23 protein-coding genes are annotated in these 21,470 nt (G+C 61.9%); 15 read left to right on the top strand and 8 right to left on the bottom strand.

All coding sequences use genetic code 11. The features are described 5' to 3' along the window. Positions 1–24 precede the first annotated feature (24 nt). From ACP3TE_RS13990 to ACP3TE_RS13965, 6 genes are all read left to right on the top strand, one after another. On the top strand, positions 25–1,344 hold the full coding sequence (locus ACP3TE_RS13990; protein ID WP_105657516.1) for a glutamyl-tRNA reductase: 1,320 nt from the start codon (positions 25–27) through the stop codon (positions 1,342–1,344). Between the two features lie 139 nt (positions 1,345–1,483). Next, a complete protein-coding gene (locus ACP3TE_RS13985; protein ID WP_105657677.1) occupies positions 1,484–2,107 on the top strand; it encodes a TetR/AcrR family transcriptional regulator in 624 nt (207 codons plus the stop codon). A 64-nt stretch (positions 2,108–2,171) separates the two neighbouring features. Further along, the gene (locus tag ACP3TE_RS13980) at positions 2,172–2,393 is read left to right on the top strand and encodes a DUF3107 domain-containing protein (RefSeq protein WP_105657517.1); all 222 of its coding nucleotides are present in this window, start codon (positions 2,172–2,174) and stop codon (positions 2,391–2,393) included. Between the two features lie 121 nt (positions 2,394–2,514). Next, on the top strand, positions 2,515–3,960 hold the full coding sequence (locus ACP3TE_RS13975; RefSeq protein ID WP_105657518.1) for an RNB domain-containing ribonuclease: 1,446 nt from the start codon (positions 2,515–2,517) through the stop codon (positions 3,958–3,960). Positions 3,961–4,224: 264 nt separating this feature from the next. Next, positions 4,225–5,850 carry a DEAD/DEAH box helicase gene (locus ACP3TE_RS13970; protein WP_105657519.1) on the top strand — a complete coding sequence of 542 codons (1,626 nt, stop codon included), beginning with the start codon at positions 4,225–4,227 and terminating at the stop codon, positions 5,848–5,850. A 78-nt stretch (positions 5,851–5,928) separates the two neighbouring features. Continuing rightward, complete coding sequence (locus ACP3TE_RS13965) at positions 5,929–6,813, top strand: DNA-methyltransferase (protein WP_105657678.1); 885 nt, start codon at positions 5,929–5,931, stop codon at positions 6,811–6,813. Here the strand turns inward: ACP3TE_RS13965 and ACP3TE_RS13960 are convergent. Further along, positions 6,798–7,643, bottom strand: a complete 846-nt coding sequence (locus ACP3TE_RS13960) for a PHP domain-containing protein (protein ID WP_133833698.1) — start codon at positions 7,641–7,643, stop codon at positions 6,798–6,800. The genes ACP3TE_RS13965 and ACP3TE_RS13960 overlap by 16 nt on opposite strands. 65 nt (positions 7,644–7,708) lie before the next feature. Between ACP3TE_RS13960 and ACP3TE_RS13955 the strand changes: the two genes are divergently transcribed. Continuing rightward, complete coding sequence (locus ACP3TE_RS13955) at positions 7,709–9,256, top strand: aminopeptidase P family protein (RefSeq protein WP_133833697.1); 1,548 nt, start codon at positions 7,709–7,711, stop codon at positions 9,254–9,256. Positions 9,257–9,342: 86 nt separating this feature from the next. On the opposite strand, the gene ACP3TE_RS13950 is transcribed toward ACP3TE_RS13955, so the two are convergent. Continuing rightward, the gene (locus tag ACP3TE_RS13950; RefSeq protein ID WP_208294236.1) at positions 9,343–10,200 is read right to left on the bottom strand and encodes a general stress protein; all 858 of its coding nucleotides are present in this window, start codon (positions 10,198–10,200) and stop codon (positions 9,343–9,345) included. 132 nt (positions 10,201–10,332) lie between these two features. Between ACP3TE_RS13950 and ACP3TE_RS13945 the strand changes: the two genes are divergently transcribed. Genes ACP3TE_RS13945 through ACP3TE_RS13935 form a run of 3 tightly spaced genes read left to right on the top strand, consistent with a single transcriptional unit; the run spans position 10,333 to position 13,341 of the window. Next, complete coding sequence (locus ACP3TE_RS13945) at positions 10,333–11,583, top strand: magnesium transporter MgtE N-terminal domain-containing protein (protein WP_105657522.1); 1,251 nt, start codon at positions 10,333–10,335, stop codon at positions 11,581–11,583. 42 nt (positions 11,584–11,625) lie between these two features. Continuing rightward, positions 11,626–12,234, top strand: a complete 609-nt coding sequence (locus tag ACP3TE_RS13940; RefSeq protein WP_105657523.1) for a DUF1003 domain-containing protein — start codon at positions 11,626–11,628, stop codon at positions 12,232–12,234. A 3-nt stretch (positions 12,235–12,237) separates the two neighbouring features. Beyond that, the gene (locus ACP3TE_RS13935; protein WP_133833696.1) at positions 12,238–13,341 is read left to right on the top strand and encodes an Mrp/NBP35 family ATP-binding protein; all 1,104 of its coding nucleotides are present in this window, start codon (positions 12,238–12,240) and stop codon (positions 13,339–13,341) included. Between the two features lie 12 nt (positions 13,342–13,353). Here ACP3TE_RS13935 and ACP3TE_RS13930 read toward each other — a convergent pair whose 3' ends face one another. Beyond that, positions 13,354–13,758 (bottom strand): sec-independent translocase, encoded by a 405-nt coding sequence (locus tag ACP3TE_RS13930; RefSeq protein WP_133833695.1) that lies wholly within the window; start codon positions 13,756–13,758, stop codon positions 13,354–13,356. 77 nt (positions 13,759–13,835) lie between these two features. Continuing rightward, complete coding sequence (gene sigE / locus ACP3TE_RS13925) at positions 13,836–14,453, bottom strand: RNA polymerase sigma factor SigE (RefSeq protein ID WP_105657526.1); 618 nt, start codon at positions 14,451–14,453, stop codon at positions 13,836–13,838. A 138-nt stretch (positions 14,454–14,591) separates the two neighbouring features. Between sigE and ACP3TE_RS13920 the strand changes: the two genes are divergently transcribed. Beyond that, positions 14,592–15,257: an O-methyltransferase gene (locus ACP3TE_RS13920; RefSeq protein ID WP_105657527.1), complete on the top strand. Its 666-nt coding sequence runs from the start codon at positions 14,592–14,594 to the stop codon at positions 15,255–15,257. A gap of 96 nt (positions 15,258–15,353) precedes the next feature. Here the strand turns inward: ACP3TE_RS13920 and ACP3TE_RS13915 are convergent, their stop codons facing one another. From ACP3TE_RS13915 to ACP3TE_RS13905, 3 genes are all read right to left on the bottom strand, one after another. After that, complete coding sequence (locus ACP3TE_RS13915) at positions 15,354–15,521, bottom strand: DUF3117 domain-containing protein (protein ID WP_013349509.1); 168 nt, start codon at positions 15,519–15,521, stop codon at positions 15,354–15,356. Positions 15,522–15,644: 123 nt separating this feature from the next. After that, the gene (locus tag ACP3TE_RS13910) at positions 15,645–15,989 is read right to left on the bottom strand and encodes a DivIVA domain-containing protein (RefSeq protein ID WP_105657528.1); all 345 of its coding nucleotides are present in this window, start codon (positions 15,987–15,989) and stop codon (positions 15,645–15,647) included. Between the two features lie 3 nt (positions 15,990–15,992). After that, positions 15,993–16,778: a TIGR00730 family Rossman fold protein gene (locus tag ACP3TE_RS13905; protein ID WP_105661516.1), complete on the bottom strand. Its 786-nt coding sequence runs from the start codon at positions 16,776–16,778 to the stop codon at positions 15,993–15,995. Between the two features lie 177 nt (positions 16,779–16,955). Between ACP3TE_RS13905 and ACP3TE_RS13900 the strand changes: the two genes are divergently transcribed. The 4 genes from ACP3TE_RS13900 to ACP3TE_RS13885 all read left to right on the top strand — a co-directional run bounded on the left by ACP3TE_RS13900 (position 16,956) and on the right by ACP3TE_RS13885 (position 20,274). Continuing rightward, positions 16,956–17,687, top strand: coding sequence for an amino acid ABC transporter ATP-binding protein (locus tag ACP3TE_RS13900; protein WP_181148852.1), 732 nt, complete (start codon positions 16,956–16,958; stop codon positions 17,685–17,687). A 31-nt stretch (positions 17,688–17,718) separates the two neighbouring features. After that, entirely contained in the window at positions 17,719–18,549 is an 831-nt protein-coding gene (locus ACP3TE_RS13895; RefSeq protein ID WP_105657531.1) for a glutamate ABC transporter substrate-binding protein, read from the top strand. 139 nt (positions 18,550–18,688) lie between these two features. After that, entirely contained in the window at positions 18,689–19,366 is a 678-nt protein-coding gene (locus ACP3TE_RS13890) for an amino acid ABC transporter permease (RefSeq protein WP_426733950.1), read from the top strand. Beyond that, positions 19,363–20,274 (top strand): amino acid ABC transporter permease, encoded by a 912-nt coding sequence (locus ACP3TE_RS13885; RefSeq protein WP_105661517.1) that lies wholly within the window; start codon positions 19,363–19,365, stop codon positions 20,272–20,274. The genes ACP3TE_RS13890 and ACP3TE_RS13885 overlap by 4 nt, the downstream gene beginning before the upstream one ends. Before the next feature lie 87 nt (positions 20,275–20,361). On the opposite strand, the gene dapE is transcribed toward ACP3TE_RS13885, so the two are convergent. Then, entirely contained in the window at positions 20,362–21,438 is a 1,077-nt protein-coding gene (dapE, locus tag ACP3TE_RS13880) for a succinyl-diaminopimelate desuccinylase (RefSeq protein ID WP_105661518.1), read from the bottom strand. Positions 21,439–21,470: the final 32 nt, after the last annotated feature.

Below are 21,470 nucleotides of genomic sequence, written 5' to 3'. Positions count from 1 at the left end.
TTTCCGGCCTATTCTGGGGTCACTGTGGTTTTCTTATCTCTTGTCGCATCGCATTCCCAGCTCGATCTGGAGACCGTCGCACAAATCAGTGCTTCGGCCGACGGGCTGGCAGCTGCCTCCGTTAACGGTTCGGCGGCTATCAATGGCGCCGTCGTGCTGGCCACCTGCAACCGCTTCGAAGTCTACGCAGACGTGGACCACGTGGAGGACGCAGCAGAACATCTGGTCAACGAGCTGGCAGCAAGCACCGACCTCTCCCCCGAATTCCTGGCCCGCCGCCTCACCACGCTGGAAGGCGACCCGGTAGTTGAGCACCTCTTCTCCGTAGGCGCCGGACTGGACTCGGCCGTTGTCGGCGAACGCGAAATCGCTGGCCAGGTGCGTCGAGCACTGACCCAGGCGCAGCAAGAGAAGACCACAACCAGCAACCTCACCCGCCTGTTCCAGAACGCCACCCGCGCGGCCAAGGATGTCGGTTCGAATACCGACCTTGGCACCCAGGGCAAGTCCGTGGTTTCGGTGGCCCTCGATCTGGCCGAAGAACTGGCCACTGAAGGCCGCGACTGGTCCGAGCAGGATGTTGTGCTCTTTGGCACCGGTTCCTACGCTGGCGCCACCATGGCATTGCTCAAGGAACGCGGCGTCCAGCGCATTTCGGTTTACTCCCATTCCGGGCGCGCCGCAGATTTCACCGCGAAGCGCGGCGGCTTCCCGCTCAGCGACGAATTGCTGCCGCAGGCCCTGCGCGAAGCTGACATCATCGTCGGCTGCTCCGGCGGCGGTCACCAGTTGGCCCGTGCAGAGCTCGAAGCGCTGCGCGTGAAGAAGCACCCGCTGATCGCCATCGACATGGCGCTCACCCACGACTTCGATCCGACCATGGTCGAACTGCCCGATGTTGAACTGATTACCTTGGAATCGGTGCGCATGGCCGCCCCGACCGAGCAGGCCATGGCCGTTCACGCGGCTAGCCGCATCGTCAAGAACGCCACCGCAGAATTTGCCGCCGCTCAGCGTGAACGCGAGGCCGACTTCGCGATTGTCGCGCTGCGCCAGCACACCAAAGCCGTTCTGGATGCCGAGATCGCGAAGGTCCGTGCCCAGCACGGCTGCAGCGCCGCGGCCGAAGAAGTCGAGCTGGCCATGCGCCGCATGGTGCGCCAGCTTTTGCATGTGCCTACCGTGCGTGCCCGCGAACTGGCAGGCGAAGGCCGCACCGGCGAATATGTCTCGGCCCTGGAAACCCTCTACGGCTTGGAGCTCTCGCAGCCGGAGCCCGGGAAATCGGAGACTACGCAGGCCCTGGGCAACTGCCCGGCCGCCCCGGAAGCCAAATCAGCGTAGAAAACCTGATTTCCCCCAGCATATTTCCACTTTCCGCACAGAAGCATGGAATACTACTTCCAAGTAGATTATCCCACCCGAGAATTCCTTTGATGACTTGGGAGCTGATCACTCTGCAGCTGGAAAGGCCCCATTCGACATGACGGAACTCGAAAATATCAAAGGCACCCGCCCGCAACGGATGCCCCGTGAAGCGCGTCGTCGCCAGCTGCTGCAGGCAGCGCACCAGGTTTTCGTGGCCCATGGGTACCATGGTGCGTCCATGGACGAAATCGCTGAAGTCGCCCTGGTTTCCAAACCGGTGCTCTACCAGCATTTCCCCGGCAAACGCGAACTCTACCTCGCCTTGCTGGATTCGCACCTGGCCGACTTCAGCCGTCAGCTGGATGAAGCGATCCGCTCCACCAGCGACAATCGCGAGCGCGTCTTCGCCACCATCAACACCTACTACAGCTACATCAAGGGCGAATCCCAGGCGTACCGCCTGATCTTCGAATCCGATGTGCTCTCGGACCCGCTGATCGCCCATCGCATCGAGCAGTTCAACAGTTCGCTGGCTTCCTCCATCGCCCGCGTCGTGGTCGAAGATACCGACATGAGCGAGGAGGAAGGCCTGCTGGCAGGCCGTGCCCTGGCAGGCCTCTCCCAGGTTTCGGCGCGTTACTGGGCCACCAGCAGCTCCTCGGTGGACCAGAATGCCGCCGTGGATCTCATCTCCCGTTTAGCTTGGCGCGGAATTTCGCAGTTCCCGAAAGAAAACTAGCTAAATTAGTGTTCAGAGGCCCCATACGGGACACCTATTTCGTTCGAGAGGATCTGCGACAATCATGGAAATCCGCATTGGCATTCAGAATGTAGCCCGCGAAGTTGTACTTGAATCCGAGCTCAGCAACGCCGAAGTCAATGAGCTGGTCTCGAAGGCGATCGCCGACGGCACCGTTCTGGCACTGAAGGATCCAAAGGGCCGCGAGGTCCTGGTGCCTGCTGCTGGCATCGCTTACGTTGAGGTTGGCCCGGAAGAAGTCCGCCGCGTCGGCTTCGCACAGTAGAGCTTGTTGCGCGCCGAGGCATCGCTTCGGCAGCTGGTGGCCGGTTTCGCTTAGAAGCGAAACCGGCTATTTCTTCGCCCAAATGGTGATTTGACTCACCGAGTCATGGTATTGCTAAGGGGTGACTGAACGAAGAATCCGCAGCCCCCGCCCGGTTCCCGCCAACTCGCTGGCCCAGCTACTGCTCGGCCTTGAAGCAGAGTTCGAGGTACCGGCACCCTTCGACGAGCAAACCCTGAAAGCCGCGGAACTGGCGGTAGCCCAGGTCCAGCACCCCGAAGAAGACGCCACCGGCATCCCGTTCTTCACCATTGACCCGCTCGGCGCCACCGATCTCGACCAGGCGATGTTCCTTGAACGAAACGGCCAGGGCTATACCGTGCACTATGCGATCGCGGACGTTCCCGCGTTCGTGACCTTGGGCAGCCAGCTGGACCAGGTGGCCCGCCAACGCGGTCAGACCTATTACCTGCCGCACCGCAAGATCACCTTGCACCCGCCCCTGATTTCCGAAGACCAGGGCTCGCTGCTGCCAGACCAGGACCGGCCGGCCTTCCACTGGAAAATTTCCCTGGATGCCGATGGCGCCCTGGGCGAGGTCCAGCTGAACCGCGCGCGCATCCGTTCCCGCGCCCAGCTCGACTACGCCTCCGCCCAGGCCCGGCTGGATTCGGGGGAACCCGATGAGCAGCTGGAATTGCTCGCCGAAATCGGTGCTGCGCGCCTGCTGCAGGAGCAACTGCGCGGCGGCGCCTCATTGAACCTGCCGGACCAGGAAATTGAAGAAGCAGGCGACGGCTACAAGCTGGTCAGCCGCACCCCGCTGCCCCTGGAAGGGCACAACGCGCAGATTTCCCTGCTCACCGGCATAGCCGCGGCCCGCATCATGCTCGAGGCCGGTGTGGGCATCCTGCGCACCATGCCCGCACCGGATGAAGCGGACCAGCAGGAATTCCGCACCCAGACCCAGTTGCTGGGCACGCCGTGGGACGCAACGCAAAGCTATGGGCAGTACCTGCATGCATTGGATGTCAGCGACCCGAAGCAACTGGTGATCATGCATCGTGCCGCCGCGCTGTTCCGCGGTGCGGACTACCGGGTCATAGCCGGGCAGCCCGAAGAGGAACTGATCCAAGCGGCACTGGCGGCACCCTACGCGCACACCACCGCGCCGCTGCGCCGGCTCGTGGACCGCTTCGTGCTGCTCACCTGCCACCTGCTTTCCACCGGCCAACCGATCCCCGAGCAGCTCGCCTCGGCCCTGGAAGAGCTGCCCGGGCTGATGCGTACCAGCAGCATTGCCGCCAACCGGGTGAACAATGCGGCCGTCGACCTGCTCGAAGCCTATGTGCTCAAAACACGTGTCGGGGAAGAATTCCAAGCCATCGTGCTGAAGTCAGCCGAGCAAAAGGAAGATGGAAAGATTCGTCCCGGAGTGCTGCAGCTGGCCGATGAACCGGTCACCGGAGAGTTTTCCGGTTCCGCCCAGCCGGGCACCTTGGTGCGCGTAAAGCTGGTCCAAGCTGATCCCGTGGCCCGCAAGATCAGCTTCGAAATCGTGGCCTGAGACTCCTAAACCCGGGTTTCCGGGCAAAACCGGCTATGCTTGGCCTATTAGTAAATAGGATGCCCGATCGCAATGGGCTGATAGATGAAACAGTTTTATGGCGACTTCCCAGCGGCCGCCATCCCGCAGGTGCTTGACCAAGCCACCTAACGTGAAAGTAGCGATCGGCTCCGCTGGATTCGTGCGGTATCCGCATGCTCCTGGCTTGTTGCAAGCCGGAATGGAGCAGGTACCGTGCCCACATGAAACGAGAACAAAGACATCGTGACTGACACGACGCTTTCGGCCCCAGTGGCCGAACCACAAGACAATGAGCCAACCATCGCAGAGCCGATCAAGCAGAGCTTTGCCGATTTGAAGGTTCGCGAAGACATCGTTGCTTCGCTTTCGGAAGCCGGGATCGAGTACCCGTTCCCCATCCAGGCCCTGACCCTGCCAGTTGCCCTGGGCGGCAACGACATCATCGGCCAGGCCAAGACCGGCACCGGCAAGACCCTGGGCTTTGGCATCCCTGCCCTGCAGCGCGTGATCCGCGAAGGCGACAAGGGCTACGGGGATCTTGAATTCCCCGGTGCCCCGCAGGCACTGATCGTGGCCCCGACCCGCGAGCTGGCCATCCAGGTCGGCGCCGACCTGGCCCAGGCGTCGAAGCACTCGAACATCTCGATCACCACCATCTACGGTGGCCGCCCCTACGAAGAGCAGATCAATGCCCTGAAGGCCGGCACCGACGTGATTGTCGGCACCCCGGGCCGCTTGATCGACCTGAACCGCCAGCGCGTGCTGAACCTCAAGCAGGTTCGCACCGTGGTACTGGATGAGGCCGACGAGATGCTGGACCTGGGCTTCCTGCCCGATGTCGAGCGCATTCTGGCCGCCTTGCCGCCGGTACGCCAGGCGATGCTGTTCTCCGCCACCATGCCCGGCGCCGTGATCACCATGGCCCGCCGCTACATGACCCGTCCCACCCACATCCGCGCCCAGGATCCCGGCGATGATGACTCGCTGACCAAGCGCAACATCCGCCAGCTGGTCTACCGCGCGCACAACATGGACAAGGACGAGATGGTGGCCCGCCTGCTGCAGGCCGAGGGCCGCGGCAAGACCATCATCTTCACCCAGACCAAGCGCTCGGCTGCCAAGCTGTCCGATGAGCTGGTGGACCGCGGCTTCAACGCCGGTTCGCTGCACGGCGATCTGGGCCAGGGCGCCCGCGAGCAGGCCTTGAAGGCCTTCCGCGCCGGCAAGGTCGACATCCTGGTAGCTACCGATGTCGCGGCCCGCGGCATCGACGTGGATGACGTCACCCACGTGGTCAACCTGCAGTGCCCGGATGATGAGAACACCTATCTGCACCGCGTAGGCCGTACCGGTCGTGCCGGCAACACCGGTATTGCGGTCACCTTCGTGGATTGGGATTCGGTGCCCCGCTGGTCGCTGATCAACAAGGCGCTGGGCCTGAACGTTCCCGAGCCGGTAGAGACCTACTCGTCCTCGCCGCATTTCTTCGCCGACTTGGGAATCCCCAAGGGCACCAAGGGCCGCTTGCAGCGTGCCAAGAAGACCGCGGCAGCTGAGGGCGATGGCTCGCCACGCCGCGAGGATTCGGCGCGCACCCCGCGCCGCCGCAGCAATTCGCGTACCCGCACCCGCACCGTGAACGGCGAGCAGACCCAGCAGCGCGGTGCGCAGGACTCCGGCGCCGAGCAGGAGGGCGCACGCCACGGCCACTCCAAGGGCAAGCAGGACCGTCCGGCACGCGAAAACGAGCGCCACCGCGAAACCCATGCTTCCGGCGGGGAGCAGGAGGCGACCGAGGGCGCATCCGCTGCCCGCCGACGCCGTCCGCGCCGCCGCACCCGCAGCACCGAAGCAGGCGGCCAGGACTAATCCCCAGTCCAACCGGTCAGCCAACTTTTCCGAAAGGAACCTACACCAGCGGTGCTCGCTCTACCCGAAGAACCAGCTTTGCCCGACGCTGGAACGCAGGATGCTCCGGCATCCGTCGTTCCAGCTTCGGGTAATACCGTGTATCACGGTGATAACCTCTCCATCCTTGGCACCCTGCCCGATCAAAGCTTCACCTTGATCTATGTGGACCCGCCGTTCAACACCGGGCGCAAGCAGACCCGTGCCCAGCGCACCATGGTTCGCGCTGCCGAAGGCGAAGGCGACCGCACCGGATTCAAGGGACGCGAGTACAACACCGAGCTGGGGATCGCCCGTTCGTATCACGATACCTTCGACGACTACCTCAGCTTCATCGAGCCGCGGCTACGCGAGGCCCACCGCCTGCTGGCCGAGGACGGCACGCTCTATGTGCACCTCGACTACCGCGAGGTGCACTACGTGAAGGTGCTGCTCGATGGGATTTTCGGCCGGGACTGCTTCCTGAACGAACTGATCTGGGCCTACGACTATGGTGCCCGCGCCAAGAGCCGCTGGCCGGCCAAGCACGACACCATCCTGGTCTACGTGAAGGATCCGAAGAAGTACCACTTCGATTCGGCTGAGGTGGACCGCGAGCCGTATATGGCTCCCGGCCTGGTCACCCCGGAGAAGCGCGCCCTGGGCAAGTTGCCGACCGATGTCTGGTGGCACACCATCGTCTCGCCGACCGGCAAGGAAAAGACCGGCTACCCGACGCAGAAGCCCGAAGGCGTGCTGCGCCGGATTGTGGCCGCGTCGTCGCGCCCCGGCGATTGGGTGCTGGACTTCTTTGCCGGCTCAGGCACCACCGGTGCGGTGTCCGCGAAGCTGGGACGCCAGTATGTGCTGATTGACCAGAACCCCGAGGCCATCGAGGTGATGAAGGCTCGTTTGCCTGGAAGCACCAGCTATATCGAGGCTTGAGTTCCGGTCCCCTGGGCAATAATCCTATGCAGCATTTCCGGCTCGGTGAGATTCTCGCCGAGCCGGTTCAGCTTTCCGGTGCCGTGGTAGTCGGAAGATCCGGTGACAATCAGATCGCGATCGGCGGCCAGCTTGAGCAACCAGGCCTTTCCCTCGGCGGTATTGTCCCGGTGGTGCGCTTCGACCCCCGCTAGCCCGGCATCGATCATCTCGTAGAAGGTGGAATCGGGAACTACCCGTCCGCGTGCAGAGGCCTTGGGATGCGCGAACACCGGAACGCCACCGGCTTCCCGCACCAATTGCACCGCAGTGGCAGGATTCACCGCTGGATGCGAAACGTAGTAGCGCGAACGCGAGGAGAGGATGTTGGCGAACGCTTCATTGCGGTTATCCACCACCCCCGCAGTCACCAGCGCATCGGCAATATGCGGGCGGCCCACGGTTGAACCCGGCAGGCAATGCTCCCCCACCAGATCCCAGCTGATCGGATAGTCCTCGGCCAGCAGGTCGACAATGCGGCGGGCACGAACGATCCGCGAGTTCAGCGCAATATCCAGCTCATCGAGCAGCGGCTGGTAGGTGGGGTCATGCAGGTAGCTGAGCAGATGCACGCTGATGCCGTGGGTATCCTGGCAGGTGATTTCCATGCCCGGTATGAATCCCAGTCCCAGCTTCCCGGCTTGCGCCGCGGCTTCGGCCCAACCGGTGGTCTGGTCATGATCTGTCAACGCCACGACATCCAGGCCCGCAACCGAAGCGGCGCGCATGAGCTCGGCCGGAGTTTCAGTTCCGTCGGACACATTGGAGTGGGTGTGCAGGTCGATTCGCATATGCCTAGGTTATCCCCTGCGCTGATTCTTTGCTGGGATACAGCTGATGGTGACACACTTGGAACATGACCAATCAAGATTCATCTGCACCAAGCACTGATCAGCCGTTGGAAGACCGCGTGAACAACCGTTCCCAGCGTCCAACGTCCAAGGCATTCCAGGACTTCATGGCCTCCTCGTGGGCGCAAGACACTTCTGATCTGCCAGAACAAGATGCCGCTGCCAGCTACGCAGCCGCTCGCCGTGCCAAGCTCTCGGAGAATTTCCCCGGTGAGCGCATCGTCATTCCGGCAGGCCCGCTCAAGGTCCGCTCCAACGACACGGACTACCGTTTCCGCCCTCATTCTGCGTTCGCCCACCTGACCGGCCTGGGCGTCGACCACGAGCCCGATGCCGTACTGGTCATGGAACCGACCGATGACGGCGTGGGCGAGCACGGCTCCAACCACGTTTCCACCCTGTATTTCGCGCCGATGGCCGGCCGCGACACCACCGATTTCTATTTGAATTCGCGTTCCGGCGAATTCTGGGTGGGCCCGCGCCCAACCCTGTCCTCGCTGTCGGCGCGCACCGGGATGCCCACCGATTCGTTGGAACAGCTGGAAATCGCGATCACCAAGAATTCCGGCCCGCAGGCCCTGGGCGGCATCCGCATCCGTCTGGTGCGCGAGGTGGATCTGAACATCGAGGCGCTGGTGGATACCTCGCGCATCAACACCGGCCAGGACCTGGAAGCCAGCGATGCCCTGGATACCGAGCTGGCCGAGTTCGTTTCCGAGCTTCGTCTGGTCAAGGACGCGTACGAAATCGCCGAACTGCGCAAGTCGGTTGCCGCGACCATCAACGGCTTCGAAGACGTGGTGCGCAACCTGGACAAGGCCGTCGCGCACGAACGCGGCGAACGCGTTGTCGAAGGCGCGTTCTTCGCCCGCGCCCGGCTTGAAGGCAACGAGCTGGGCTACGACACCATCGCCGCCTCGGGCAACAACGCCACCATCTTGCACTGGATCCGCAACACCGGAACCGTCAAGCAGGGCGAGGTGCTGCTGCTGGATGCAGGTGTCGAGGCCGAATCCCTGTACACCGCAGACATCACCCGCTCGCTGCCGGTGTCCGGCAAGTACACCGAGGTGCAGCGCAAGGTCTACCAGGCCGTGCTGGATGCCGCCGATGCCGCCTTCGCTGCGGCCAAGCCGGGCCTGAAGTTCCGCGACCTGCATCTGGTGGCTACCCGCGTTTTGGCTGAGCGGCTCTCCGAGTGGGGCATCTTGCCGGTATCTGTGGAAGAAGCCATGGATCCAGAGGGGCAGCATCACCGCCGCTGGATGCCGCATGGCACCAGCCACCATCTCGGTCTGGACGTGCACGACTGCGCCCAGGCACGCGCCGAGCTGTACCTGGATGCCGAGCTGGAGGAGGGCATGGTCTTCACCATCGAGCCCGGACTCTACTTCAAGGACGAGGATCTGGCGATCCCCGAGGAGTACCGCGGCCTGGGCGTGCGCATCGAGGATGACATCCTGGTCACCGCCGATGGCGCCGAGAACTTGAGCGTTGCCCTGCCACGCAAGCCTGAGGAAGTTGAAGCGTGGATGGCTAGGTTGCGCGGCTAATTCGTCCCGCAGCGTTAACCAGCGAAAGGCATGGGCGCAGTTACCGAGGTAACTGCGCCCATGCCTTTCTTTGGCCTAGCTGGTCCCTATGCTTCAGGATCCTTGCGAGGCGCTGGTTCCTGGACCGGGGCCTGAGGCTGCTGCGAAGTATCCACTCGCGGCTCTACCTGCGACAGGTCCTGCGTGTCCTTGGCCTCGGCGGCCGGTGCTTGCGCTTCGTCCTTGGCTGGCTGCTCGACCGGCTCAACTGGCGCAGCTGGCTTGGCTTCGTTGACGCGCACGCCATAGCGGGGACGCCCATCGGGCAGGTCGGGGAACTGCGAGCTGCGCTCTTCCTCGGCGGCCGGCTGCGCAGGCGTGGCCGGCACTGCGGCGGCTGCCTGGGCCGACGGTGCGGCAGCTGCGGCAGGCTGCTGCTGCGGGGCTTGGGCAACTGGTTGCGCAGGTGCCTGCTGCGGACGCATGGGCAGCTTGGAGGCCAGGATGCGGGCCGACTGCGCATGCTCGAAATCCACCACCACGTCAAAGCTGGTGGCCACGAACTGGCTGGAGGACGCGAAATCGCGCTTGCCGCGACGGGTCGAATAGCTGATCACGCCGGCGATCATCCAAATAGCCATGCCCAGGCCGATGGCGGAGAGAATCTGGTACAGCCCGTTGCCGCCACCGCCGAAGAGGGTCAGGAGCAGGCCGACAAACAGGCCCATCATGCCGCCCTGGGCCGCGCCAGCCAGCGCCACGCGCGGGTAGGAAAGTTTCGCGGTGACTCGCTCCACGGTGCGTACGTCATTGCCGACGATGCTTACCGCGGCGACCGGGAAATCATTATCGGCCAGGTAATCCACGAGCTTCTGCGCGTCGAGATAGCTGGTGTAACGTCCAAGCAGTTCTCCGCGCGGCAGGCCGCTGGTGCTAATCGAATTTACTCCATGAGGCGAGGTCATAACTATATTGTGCACAGGTTTACTGTGAGCCTGCCTAGTTGTGAAGCAACTATCGCTGAGGGTGAAAGAAACAGCACTGGCCCTGTGGCTTTGCACACCGGGAACGGGGCTGAAACGCGATAGTCTAGGAGGGTGAGCGCACAAGTGTCTAAAATCTTCGTCGCCCGGCTGCTCGGGCTTGATGTCTTTGACCCCTTGGGCGACCGCTTAGGCCGCTTGCGCGATGTCGTGGTGGTCTCCCGCGGCCCCAAGAAACCCGCCGCCTGCGTGGGCTTGGTCGTCGAGGTCCCCGGCAAACGGCGGGTGTTCGTTCCGATGACCCGCATCCAGTCCATGGAAGCCAACCAGGTGATCTGCAACGGCCTGGTGAACATGCGCCGCTTCCAGCAGCGCGGCCAGGAAATTCTGGTTGTCGCCGAAATGTTCGACCGCACCATCACCTTCGTTGATGGTTCCGGTCGCGGTGTCATCGAGGACATCGGTTTGGCGCAGACCCGTCGCGGGGACTGGGAAATCAACGAATACTATGTCCAGCGTGGAGAACCGACGGCCAATTTGCTGGGACTGCGTTCGCGCCGCCGCAACAAGGTGCTGGTCTCCTGGGACGAGGTCAGCCACGGTTCGAAGAATGAACCGCAGTCCGCTGACACCTTCGTGGCCGCCCACGATGAGATGAAGCCTGCCGACTTTGCTGACGCCCTGCATGAAATGAATGAGAAGCGCCGCCTGGAAATCGCGGCCCATCTGCAAGATGAGCGCCTGGCCGACGTGCTCCAGGAACTTCCGGACCGCGAGCAGGTGGAGATCCTCTCCGCCCTGGGCCTGGAACGTGCCGCGGACGTGCTTGAGGAAATGGACCCGGATGACGCGGCCGACCTTCTGGCTGAAGTCAGCGAAGAGACCAAGCACCAGCTGCTGGATCTGATGAACGAGGAAGAGGCCAAGGATGTCCGCCGCTTGCTCGCCTACCCGGAAGGTACCGCCGGGTCGATCATGACCCCGGTTCCGGTGATTCTCACCCCTGAATCCACGGTCGCTGAAGCCCTGGCCTCGGTGCGCCTGGAGGAATTGAGCCCGGCGCTTGCTTCGACCGTATATGTGGTGCGCCCGCCGCTGGAGACGCCCACGGGACGCTACCTGGGCCAAGTCCACATCCAGGCGCTGCTGCGTGCCGCTCCCCCGGAGCCGCTGGGCGATATCCTTGATACGGAGCTGGAGCCCATGTCGGATCTGGCCAACATCACCGAAGTGGTTCGCCATTTGGCCACCTACAACCTCACCAGCGTAGGCGTGACCAACAAGGAAGGCCGGCTTGTAGGGGCCATCACCGTGGATGACGTGCTGGACCACATCCTCCCGGATGACTGGCGTTCCCAAGACTAGCCAACGCCCCACCCACCCATCAGCAGCAAAGGAGTTCCAGCTATGGCTGAGCAGCGCAAGAGTAACGGCCTGGATACCCCGCTTGCAGCACGACAACGCTTCTGGCCCCGGTTCTCCCCGAACCCCGACCTCTTTGGTTCGGCCACGGAGAAGTTCGCCCGCTTCATGGGCACCCCTACCTTCCTGCTGTACATGACGGTGTTCTGCGCCTTCTGGCTGATCTGGAACTCGGTCGCCCCGATCAATTGGCGTTTTGACGATGCCACCATCGGCTTCACCGCGCTGACCTTGATGCTCTCCTTGCAGGCCTCCTACGCGGCTCCGCTGCTCCTGCTGGCGCAGAACCGCCAGGATGACCGCGACCGCGTCTCGCTGACCGAGGACCGCGCCCGTGCTGAACGCAATCTGTACGACACCGAGTACCTGACCCGCGAGCTGGCTTCCCTGCGCTTGGCACTGCGCGATGTTGCCACCCGCGACTACGTGCGTTCCGAACTGCGCAATGTGCTTGAAGAGCTGCTGGAAACCTCTGATGGCGAAGAGCTGCACCTGCGCGCGAAGAAAAAGGGCGGCAATAAGAATTCGCACCCGCAAACCGGGATGATCGAAACCGTCAAGCCCCAGCAGGGCCAGCACCGGAAGAGCAAATAAGCATTGAGCACCACGCCAGAACTCCTAGCCGCCCTCGCAAAGGTCAACGACCCGGAGCTTCGCCGGCCGATCACCGAATTGGGCATGGTGGAATCAGCTGTCCTGGCCGATGGCACCGCCAAGGTCAAGATCTTGCTGACCATCGCCGGTTGCCCTATGCGCTCCACCATCGAGGAAGAGGCCACCGCGGCCCTGCTGACCGTAGCAGCGGTGCAGCGCGTTGAGGTGAGCCTGGGCGTCATGGATCCGCAGCAGCGCGCGGAGCTGCGCGAGTCACTGGCCAGCCGCCGCACCCCGTTCTCCGATCCTGCTTCCCTGACCCGGGTGATCGCTGTGGCCAGCGGCAAGGGCGGCGTGGGCAAGTCGTCGATTACCGCGAATCTGGCCTGCCAGCTAGCCTCCCAGGGTTTGAAGGTCGGCCTGATCGACGCCGATGTCCATGGTTTCTCCATTCCCTCGCTGATGGGTATTTCGCAGAACCCCACCCGGGTTGATGACATGATCCTGCCGCCGGTGGCGCACGGAGTGAAGGTCATTTCCATTGGCATGTTCCTGGATTCCAACCAGCCGGTGATCTGGCGCGGCCCAATGCTGCACCGGGCCCTGGAGCAGTTCCTCTCGGATGTCTACTTCGGGGACCTGGACTACTTGTTGCTGGACCTGCCGCCAGGCACCGGGGACATGGCCATCTCCGTGTCCCAGCTGCTGCCCAATAGCGAGCTGCTGGTGGTCACGACTCCGCAGTCCACGGCTACCGAGGTTGCCGAACGCGCCGGCACCATCGCCTTGCAGACCCATCAGAAGGTGATCGGGGTGGTTGAGAACATGAGCTTCCTGCAGCTGCCCGACGGGTCGCGCATGGAGGTCTTCGGTTCCGGTGGCGGTGCCAAGCTCAGCGAATCGCTGAGCCAGCAGCTGGGCTACCCTGTTGGGATGCTGGCCCAGATTCCGCTGGAAGAGTCCGTACGCGTGGGTTCGGATCATGGCCAGCCGGTAGTGCTCAGCACCCCGGGGGCACCGGCCGCGGCAGCGATGCGTGAATTGGCCGGGAAATTGGAACAGCGACCGCGCGGGCTTGCCGGGCGATCGCTGCCGATGTCTTTCTGAGGACTTCTGGGCCTAGGTGGCTTCTGAGTCGAAGGGTGCCGGTTCGTTGGCGCCCAGCTGCAGCTGCTGCGCGGTAGCCGAAGGGACCGCGGTGCGCACCGGTGCTGGGGCCACGGTCTTGGCTGGAGAACCCTTTGCGGCATTCACGGCGTCGTCGAATTCATCGACAAGCGCCTCCTTGATGATTCGACGTGGATCATACTGGCGCGGGTCCAGCTTCTTCCAGTCGATGTCGGCAACCTCGTCGCCTACTTCCTCGCGCAGCTGCTCCTTGGCGCCATTGGCCATGCGCCGCACTTCCTTGACCAGGTTCGCTAGCTTTTTGGCGTACTCAGGAAGCTTTTCGGGGCCCAGAATAACGACCGCCAGCACGGCGAGAACGATAAACTCGCCACCATTAATACCAAAAAGATCCACGTAAGAAGATTACCTTGTTCCAGTGCCACTAACGAAGTCACCGCGCCACGCCAACGGTGAACACGCGATGAACGGGGTTAGCTGGCGGCGCGCAAGCCTCGCGGGATGCGCGGCAACGACATGGTCTTTGCAGGGCGGTTGGCTGGATTGCGGTGAGCGAGCGCATCACGAAGCATGGCGCGGCCACGGTGGATGCGAGAACGCACGGTCCCGAGCTTGACATCCAGGATGCGTGAGACTTCCTCGTAGGAGAAGCCTTCCATATCGCACAGGACAATAGCGGCACGGAACTCCGGCGACAACGCACGCAGGGCTTCTTGCACGTCGACATCCAAGTTGTTGAATTCGAAATAGCGTTCCGGGGTTACCGCGGTACCGGGCATCCGGTCTTCGGATCCCTCGGCGAAACGGTCGAAGCGGATCTTGCTCTTGCGCCGAGCCTGGTCCAGGAACAGGTTGGTGGTAATGCGGTGCAGCCATCCGCCCATGGTTCCGGGGGTGTAATTTTCCAAGGCTTTGAATGCGCGAACGAATGCCTCCTGCGAGAGGTCCTCGGCATCTTGGCGGTTACCAGTCAAACGGTAGGACAAACGGAAGACCCGTTGCCCATGTTCTTGGACCATCTGATCCCATGTCGGAGTCGTGGTTTCGGCAGTCACCGTAGAAGAAACTGTTTCACTTCGTGCATTGTTCACACTCCAAGTATGAAATGGGAAGCTGAGCTGAAGCTAAGAATACCCTGCGCGAGAACCTCCAAGTTCAACAACTTCAGGTAACGACGTAGGTACGATGGGAACTGGCCCCGCCAATTCAACCCTTGAGGACCTCCGCCGATGCCATCGATGAATCCAGAACTCTTCGCGAGCTGGACCTACACCCAGAACCACGTCAACGAACCAGAGCATGTCGCCCCGGTTCGCGAACGTGCGGAAGACCTGGGCGTGCGCTGCATCGATCAGGCCGGCCGCTCGATGCTGCAGATGCTCTGCACCCTGCGCCAGCCGCGCAATATCGTGGAGATCGGATCCGGTGTGGGTGTCGCATCGCTGGCGATGCTCGAGGTCATGGGCAACGCCATGACGTTGACCGCGATTGAATCGGATCTGGAGCACGCCAACGCGATGCGCCAGGGCCTGCGCGATTCAGGCATCCCCACGGCCCGCGCCCGCATTATCAATGAGCGCGCAGAGAACGTGCTCTCGCGCTTGGCCGACCACGCCTACGACCTGGTACTCATCGACGCCGGCGCTGAGCTGCTGCTCGAGTACGTGGCCGAGGCCAAGCGGCTGGTCGGAACCGGCGGAGTGATCATAGTGAACAACGCCTACGACGAGCACCGCCTGGCCAAGCCCGCGGTTCGCCGCCCCTCCACCGTCACGACCCGAGATGCGCTGCGCATGCTGCGCGAGGACCCGCGCTTGCAGACCCACCTGTTCCCTACCGAGCAGGGCCTGTTTGTGGCCACTGTCCTTCCTGCCAAGGCCGCGACCCGCCTCTAGCCGCTGATTTCAGGAAAGACAAAGGACCGACATTTCTGTCGGTCCTCGATTGCCGCACCAGCAACCCGTGCGGCCAAAGCTAGAACTTGGGCAAGCTTACTCAGTTACCTTGAGCAGGCACTCACGCAATTCGGTTGCCTCGTCGTTGTTCAACTCGACTACCAGTCGTCCGCCTCCGTCGATTGGCAGGCGCAAGATGAGGCTGCGGCCTTCCTTAGCGACTTCCATTGGTCCATCACCGGTGCGTGGCTTCATAGCAGCCATTAAGCTGTTCCCTTCGTCTGTGGCTAACGCATGCACTGGCGCTTGCCGTGCATACAACCGAATGCCTAGTCCATCCTCAGCAAGGATTCCCTGCTGAGTTGGGACACTTATCTTTTATTATTACTAATTTTCGCCCGTGTCGCTAATCACACGCCGTGACTCAAGGTCACGAACCGTATTCTCCAGCTCGGTAATTTCTGCCGCGAGGACATCGAGCACCTCATCCACCTGGTCGCAGCGGTAACCGCGCAAGCCCAAGGAGAAGCGAACTTTCTCCACATCTTCAGCGCGCGGATTCTTGGCCAGCAGCACCGGCGGCAACGAAGCCTGGTGCTCTACCAATCCCGTGATGGGCTCCCCAGTGGATTCGAAGTGGCGACCTGCCGGTACATTCTTCCGCTGGCTGGACAGCAGCAGCGCAACAGCACCCACCAGCAATACTGCGATGGCAACAAGGAGGAACGGCATCGCCTACTGCCCCTTCGCCAGGTCGCCGACCTTCAGGTTTTCTTTATGCGCACGCAGCACCAGATCCACCGCTTCATCAGGATCATCGGTGATAGTGAACAAGTCCAGATCACCGGGCGAAATGGTGCCTTCAGCAACGAGCGTCTTGGTCATCCAGTCCACCAGGCCGCCCCAGTATTCGGTGCCCACAAGCACAATCGGGAAGCTGGTGATCTTCTTGGTCTGGACCAAGGTCAATGCTTCGAACAGTTCGTCCAGGGTGCCAAAACCCCCGGGGAGCACGATGAAGCCCTGCGAGTACTTCACGAACATCGTCTTGCGCACGAAGAAGTAGCGGAAGTTCAGGCCCTTGTTGACCCAGGCATTCAGTCCGGTTTCAAAAGGCAGCTCAATGCCCAGGCCTACGGAAACGCCGTCCTTGTCAGCAGCTCCCTTGTTGGCCGCTTCCATGGCGCCGGGGCCGCCACCGGTGATGGTAGTGATGCCTTCCTCGGCCAAGCGGCTGCCGACACGCTGGGCCATCGCATAGTACGGGCTGCCTGGATCCGTGCGCGCGGAACCGAAAACCGCGATGGCAGGACCGGTGCCGGCCATATTTCCAAAGCCGGAGACGAATTCCGATTGGATTCGCAACACGCGCCACACGTCGCTATGCGTGACATCGACCTGCGGGCTTTCCAGAAGATGGTGGTCAAGCTGATCTTCCGGTTGCTTTCCTGGCCAGCTCGCTTCGATGTGGCGCTTTTGCCCGACCCGGGCATTTTCTTCACTCTTACGCTGATGAACCATAGCTTCACTCTATCGGTTACTCCTGCGCATCTTCGGATGTGACCTACCGCGGATTGGAGAACAGTTTGATAACAACTAGGTGTGACATGGTCGACGGGTCGCGTAGTCGCCGTCACATCAAGTAATGTCTACAACATGAAAAGCGATCATCAGGCTCAAGCTTCTTCTGAAGGCCCTATCGTCCAGCTGACTGGGGTCAATAAGCACTACGGTGCGCTGCATGTGCTCAACGGCATCAATCTCGAAGTGACCAAGGGCGAGGTCGTTGTGATCCTCGGCCCGTCGGGCTCGGGCAAGTCCACGCTGTGCCGCGCCATCAACCGACTGGAAACCATCGACGAAGGCACCATCAAGATTGATGGCAAGACCCTTCCCGAAGAGGGCAAGGCACTGGCCAATCTCCGGGCCGATGTCGGCATGGTCTTCCAGTCCTTCAACCTCTTTGCCCACAAGTCGATCTTGGAGAACGTGACCCTCGGTCCGATGAAGGTCAAGGGCATGAAGAAGGATGAGGCCAAGAAATTGGCGATGCAGCTGCTGGAGCGTGTGGGCGTGGCCAATCAGGCCGGCAAACTGCCCGCACAGCTTTCTGGCGGCCAGCAGCAGCGTGTGGCGATCGCCCGCGCACTGGCCATGAAGCCGAAGGTGATGCTTTTCGACGAGCCAACCAGTGCCCTGGACCCGGAAATGATCAACGAGGTCCTGGACACCATGGTGGGTCTTGCCAAGGAAGGCATGACCATGCTCGTGGTCACCCACGAGATGGGCTTCGCCCGCAAGGCGGCGGACCGCGTGATCTTCATGGCCGACGGCCAGATCGTCGAGCAGGCCACTCCTGAGGAATTCTTCACCAATCCCAAATCCGACCGTGCCAAGGATTTCCTTGGCAAGTTGATCACCAACCACTAATTTCATCATCACGCATCCAATAGGAGGAACAATGCGCAAGACTCGTTTCGGCACTGTAGCCGCAATGGCCGCCGTCGCAGCCCTGGCCCTGACTTCATGTGGCGGCTCCGGCGACAGCGAAGCCGACGGCGACAAGATCCGCATCGGCATCAAGTACGACCAGCCGGGACTCGGCTTCAAGGACGGCGATAACTACACCGGTTTCGACGTTGACGTCGCCAAGTACGTAGCCAGCGAACTGGGCTACACCGAGGACAAGATCGAATTCATTTCGGCACCGTCGGCCAACCGCGAGACCATGCTGCAGAACAACCAGGTTGACATGATCTTCGCAACCTACTCGATCACCGATGAGCGCAACAAGGTTGTCGACTTCGCTGGTCCATACTTTGTCGCCGGCCAGGACCTGCTGGTTCCATCCGACTCGGATATCGCCGGCCCAGAAGACCTCGATGGCAAGAACCTGTGCTCGGTCACCGGTTCCACCTCGGCCCAGAAGGTCAAGGACAACTACGCCCAGAACACCAACCTGCAGGAACTTCCGGGCTATGCAGAGTGCACCACCCAGATGAGTGGCGGCACCATTGACGCGGTTACCACCGATGACATCATCCTTGCCGGCCTGGCTGCGCAGCCTGCCTACAAGGGCAAGTTCAAGGTTGTCGGCGCGCCATTCACCGAAGAGAACTACGGCGTGGGCCTGCCTGATGGCACCGACAAGTGCGGCGACATCAATGCGGCAATCACCAAGATGATCGAGTCCGGCGAGTGGCAGAAGGCCCTGGACAAGAACACCGAAGGCACCGGTTACAAGCCGAACGCTGAAACCAACCCGCCAACCCTTTCGGATTCCTGCGCCTAGCAGCATCTGATGCGATGGGGGCCAAACGCAGCGTGTTTGGCCCCCATCTGCAATCTGCGTTTCCCAGGTACCAGCTAATGCAGGTACCGGACCCATAGCCGCTTGGCCGGTTTTCCGGCCATCGAGACAGAGGCTTGCAGTGGAGAATTACTTATCCATATTCACTGAGTACGACATTCCCGGAGCTTTCTGGGTCAATATCCAACTAACTTTCTGGGCTGCCATTGGCGCCCTCGTGCTGGGCACCATCTTGGCCTTGCTGCGCATCTCCCCCGTGGGGAGCTTCCAGGCCCTGGGCACCAGCTACGTTAACCTGATTCGCAATACCCCGCTGACCATCATCATCCTGTTCTGCGTGCTGGCCCTCTACGGCCAGCTCGGATTCCTGCTCAGCAGCGATTTCCAGGGAAACTTCTTCCGCCTCGCCGTCCTTGGCCTTGCGGTTTACCACGCGGCGTTCGTGTGCGAAGCGATCCGCTCGGGCGTGAACACGGTTCCCCTGGGACAGGCAGAAGCTGCTCGTGCCATCGGCCTGAGCTTCTTGCCCGCAGCGCGCTTGGTGATTCTGCCGCAGGCCTTCCGCGGCGCGATTGTCCCCTTGGGCAACACCTTGATCGCCTTGATCAAGAACTCCACCGTCGCAGCGGTCGGTTCGGTTGCCACGGAATCCTCCTCGGTCATGAAGACCATGATTGAGTTCCGCGCAGATATCGTGATCCCGATCTTCTTGACCTTCGCAGTGGGCTTCGTGATCATCGTCATTCCGGTGGGCCTGTTGACTACTTGGGCTTCTAAGAAACTGGCGGTGGCACGATGAGCGCGTCGATTCTTTTTGATACTCCCGGGCCAAAGGCCCGCCGCCGCATCTTGGCGGTAAACATAGTCGGCGCCTTGATTGCCTTGGGCATCGTGGCGTGGATCGTCCTCGGCCTGGCCGCCAAGGACCAGATGCAGCCTTCGCAATGGGATGACTTCATCGAAGGCAGCACCTGGAAGAACTACCTGCTTCCGGGCTTGTGGAACACCACCAAGGCAGCAGTCCTGGGCATCATCGGCTCGGTGATCTTCGGCCTGATCTTCGGTGTCGGCCGCTTGGCGCAGAATAAGCTGATCAACGGAATCTCCACCGTGATTGTCGAATTCTTCCGCGCGGTACCAGTGCTGCTGATGATCGTGTTCTTCAACGTCTTCTTCTCCCGTTCCCTGCAGCTGTCAGGTGATACGGCGATGTGGGCCGTGGTCGCGGCGCTGATCTTCTACAACGGCTCGGTCGTTGCGGAGCTGGTCCGTTCCGGCGTTCACAATCTGCCCAAGGGACAGCGCGAGGCAGGCATAGCGATCGGCCTGACCCGTGGCATGTCGCTGCGCCACATCGAGATTCCGCAGGCGCTGGTCGCCATGCTGCCGGCGTTGATCGGCCAGTTCGTTGTGATCTTGAAGGACTCGGCTTTGGGCTACATCATCAGCTTCAACGAGTTGCTGTTCTTCGCCCGCACCTACTCCTCGCCTAACGGCAACGTCCTGCAGGCGCTGATTGTGGCGGCAGCCATCTTCATCATCATCAACTTCACCTTGAGCAAGATTGCCGTGATTGTCTCGCGCCGGCTGAGCAGCCGGGTGAAGAAGGAGAAGAATGCCCCGGCCGGCCCGGCCGCAGCCATAGTCGGCGCCCCAGCCGGCCTCGACGTGCCAGCGCCACAGGATCCTTCCGATCCCAAGGCCTAGCAGCTGAAACAAAAAAATCTCCGTACCGCATGATTCGCGCGGTACGGAGATTTTTTGTCTCTTCAAAGGCTGATCATCCCAGCCTCGCTAGCCCAACCAAGTACGCAGGGTCTGCAGGCAATCGCGGATGGCCTGCTGCGGCACATGCTCATCATCGCTGTGCGCCAGCAGCGCATCGCCCGGGCCGAAGTTCACGGCAGAGATGCCCAGGGCGGAGAAGCGGGAAACATCGGTCCATCCGTACTTCGGCTTCGGTTCCTGGCCCAGTACCTTGATCAGGTCTGCGGCGATCTCCTGGTCCAAACCGGGTTTGGCGCCATCAGCGCCATCGGTGCGTTCAATGTCGAAGCCGTCGAAAAGCTCAAGGACCACGGCTTCAGCTTGGGCCAGTGTCTTGTCCGGAGCGAAGCGGTAGTTCACTTCCACCTCGCAGTAATCGGGAATCACGTTGCCGGCAATGCCGCCGGCAACACGGACCGCGTTCATGCCTTCACGGTAGTCCAAGCCCTCAACGGTGATGGTCCGGGGCTGGTAGGCAGCCAAGCGCTGCAGGATCTCCCCCGCATCGTGGATCGCGTTATGCCCCATCCATGCACGTCCCGAGTGGGCTGCCTTGCCGCGGGTGCGGATGACGAAGCGGCTGGTTCCGTTGCAGCCGCCTTCGACGGTGCCGTCGGTCGGTTCCAGCAGGATCGCGAAGTCGGCCTCCAAGAGTTCCGGGCTGTTCTTGGCCAGGCGGCCCAGACCGGATTTGGCTGCTTCTACTTCCTCGTGGTCGTAGAAGACGTAGGTGATATCGTATTTGGCCTCGGTCAGTTCTGCAGCCAGCGCAAGCTGCACGGCGACCCCGCCTTTCATGTCCGTGGCACCACGGCCATAGAGCACCCCGTCGATGACTTCTGCGGGCACGGTGCCCTTGGCGCCCTCGGTGCGCGGCAAAGGCACGGTATCGAGGTGCCCGGCCAGCACGACGCGGCGTTCGCGGCCGAAGTTGGTGCGCGCTACGATGGCGTCCTGGTCCCGGTGCACATCAAGGTGCGCCTGCTTCCGCAGCGCCTGGTGCACCTTGTCGGCCAGCTCTTGCTCGTTGCCGGAAACGGATTCAATGTTCATGATCTGCTCGGTAAGCAGGGCAACGTCTTGCTGCAGGTCCAATTCGTTCACGGCTGGCTACGTCCTGAGTCTCTAGCTTCACT

The organism is Glutamicibacter sp. 2E12 (genome assembly GCF_050030965.1).
Lineage (GTDB): Bacteria > Actinomycetota > Actinomycetes > Actinomycetales > Micrococcaceae > Glutamicibacter.
Note: the sequence above shows the minus strand (reverse complement) of the source record. Positions and strands in the feature narration are given on the sequence as shown.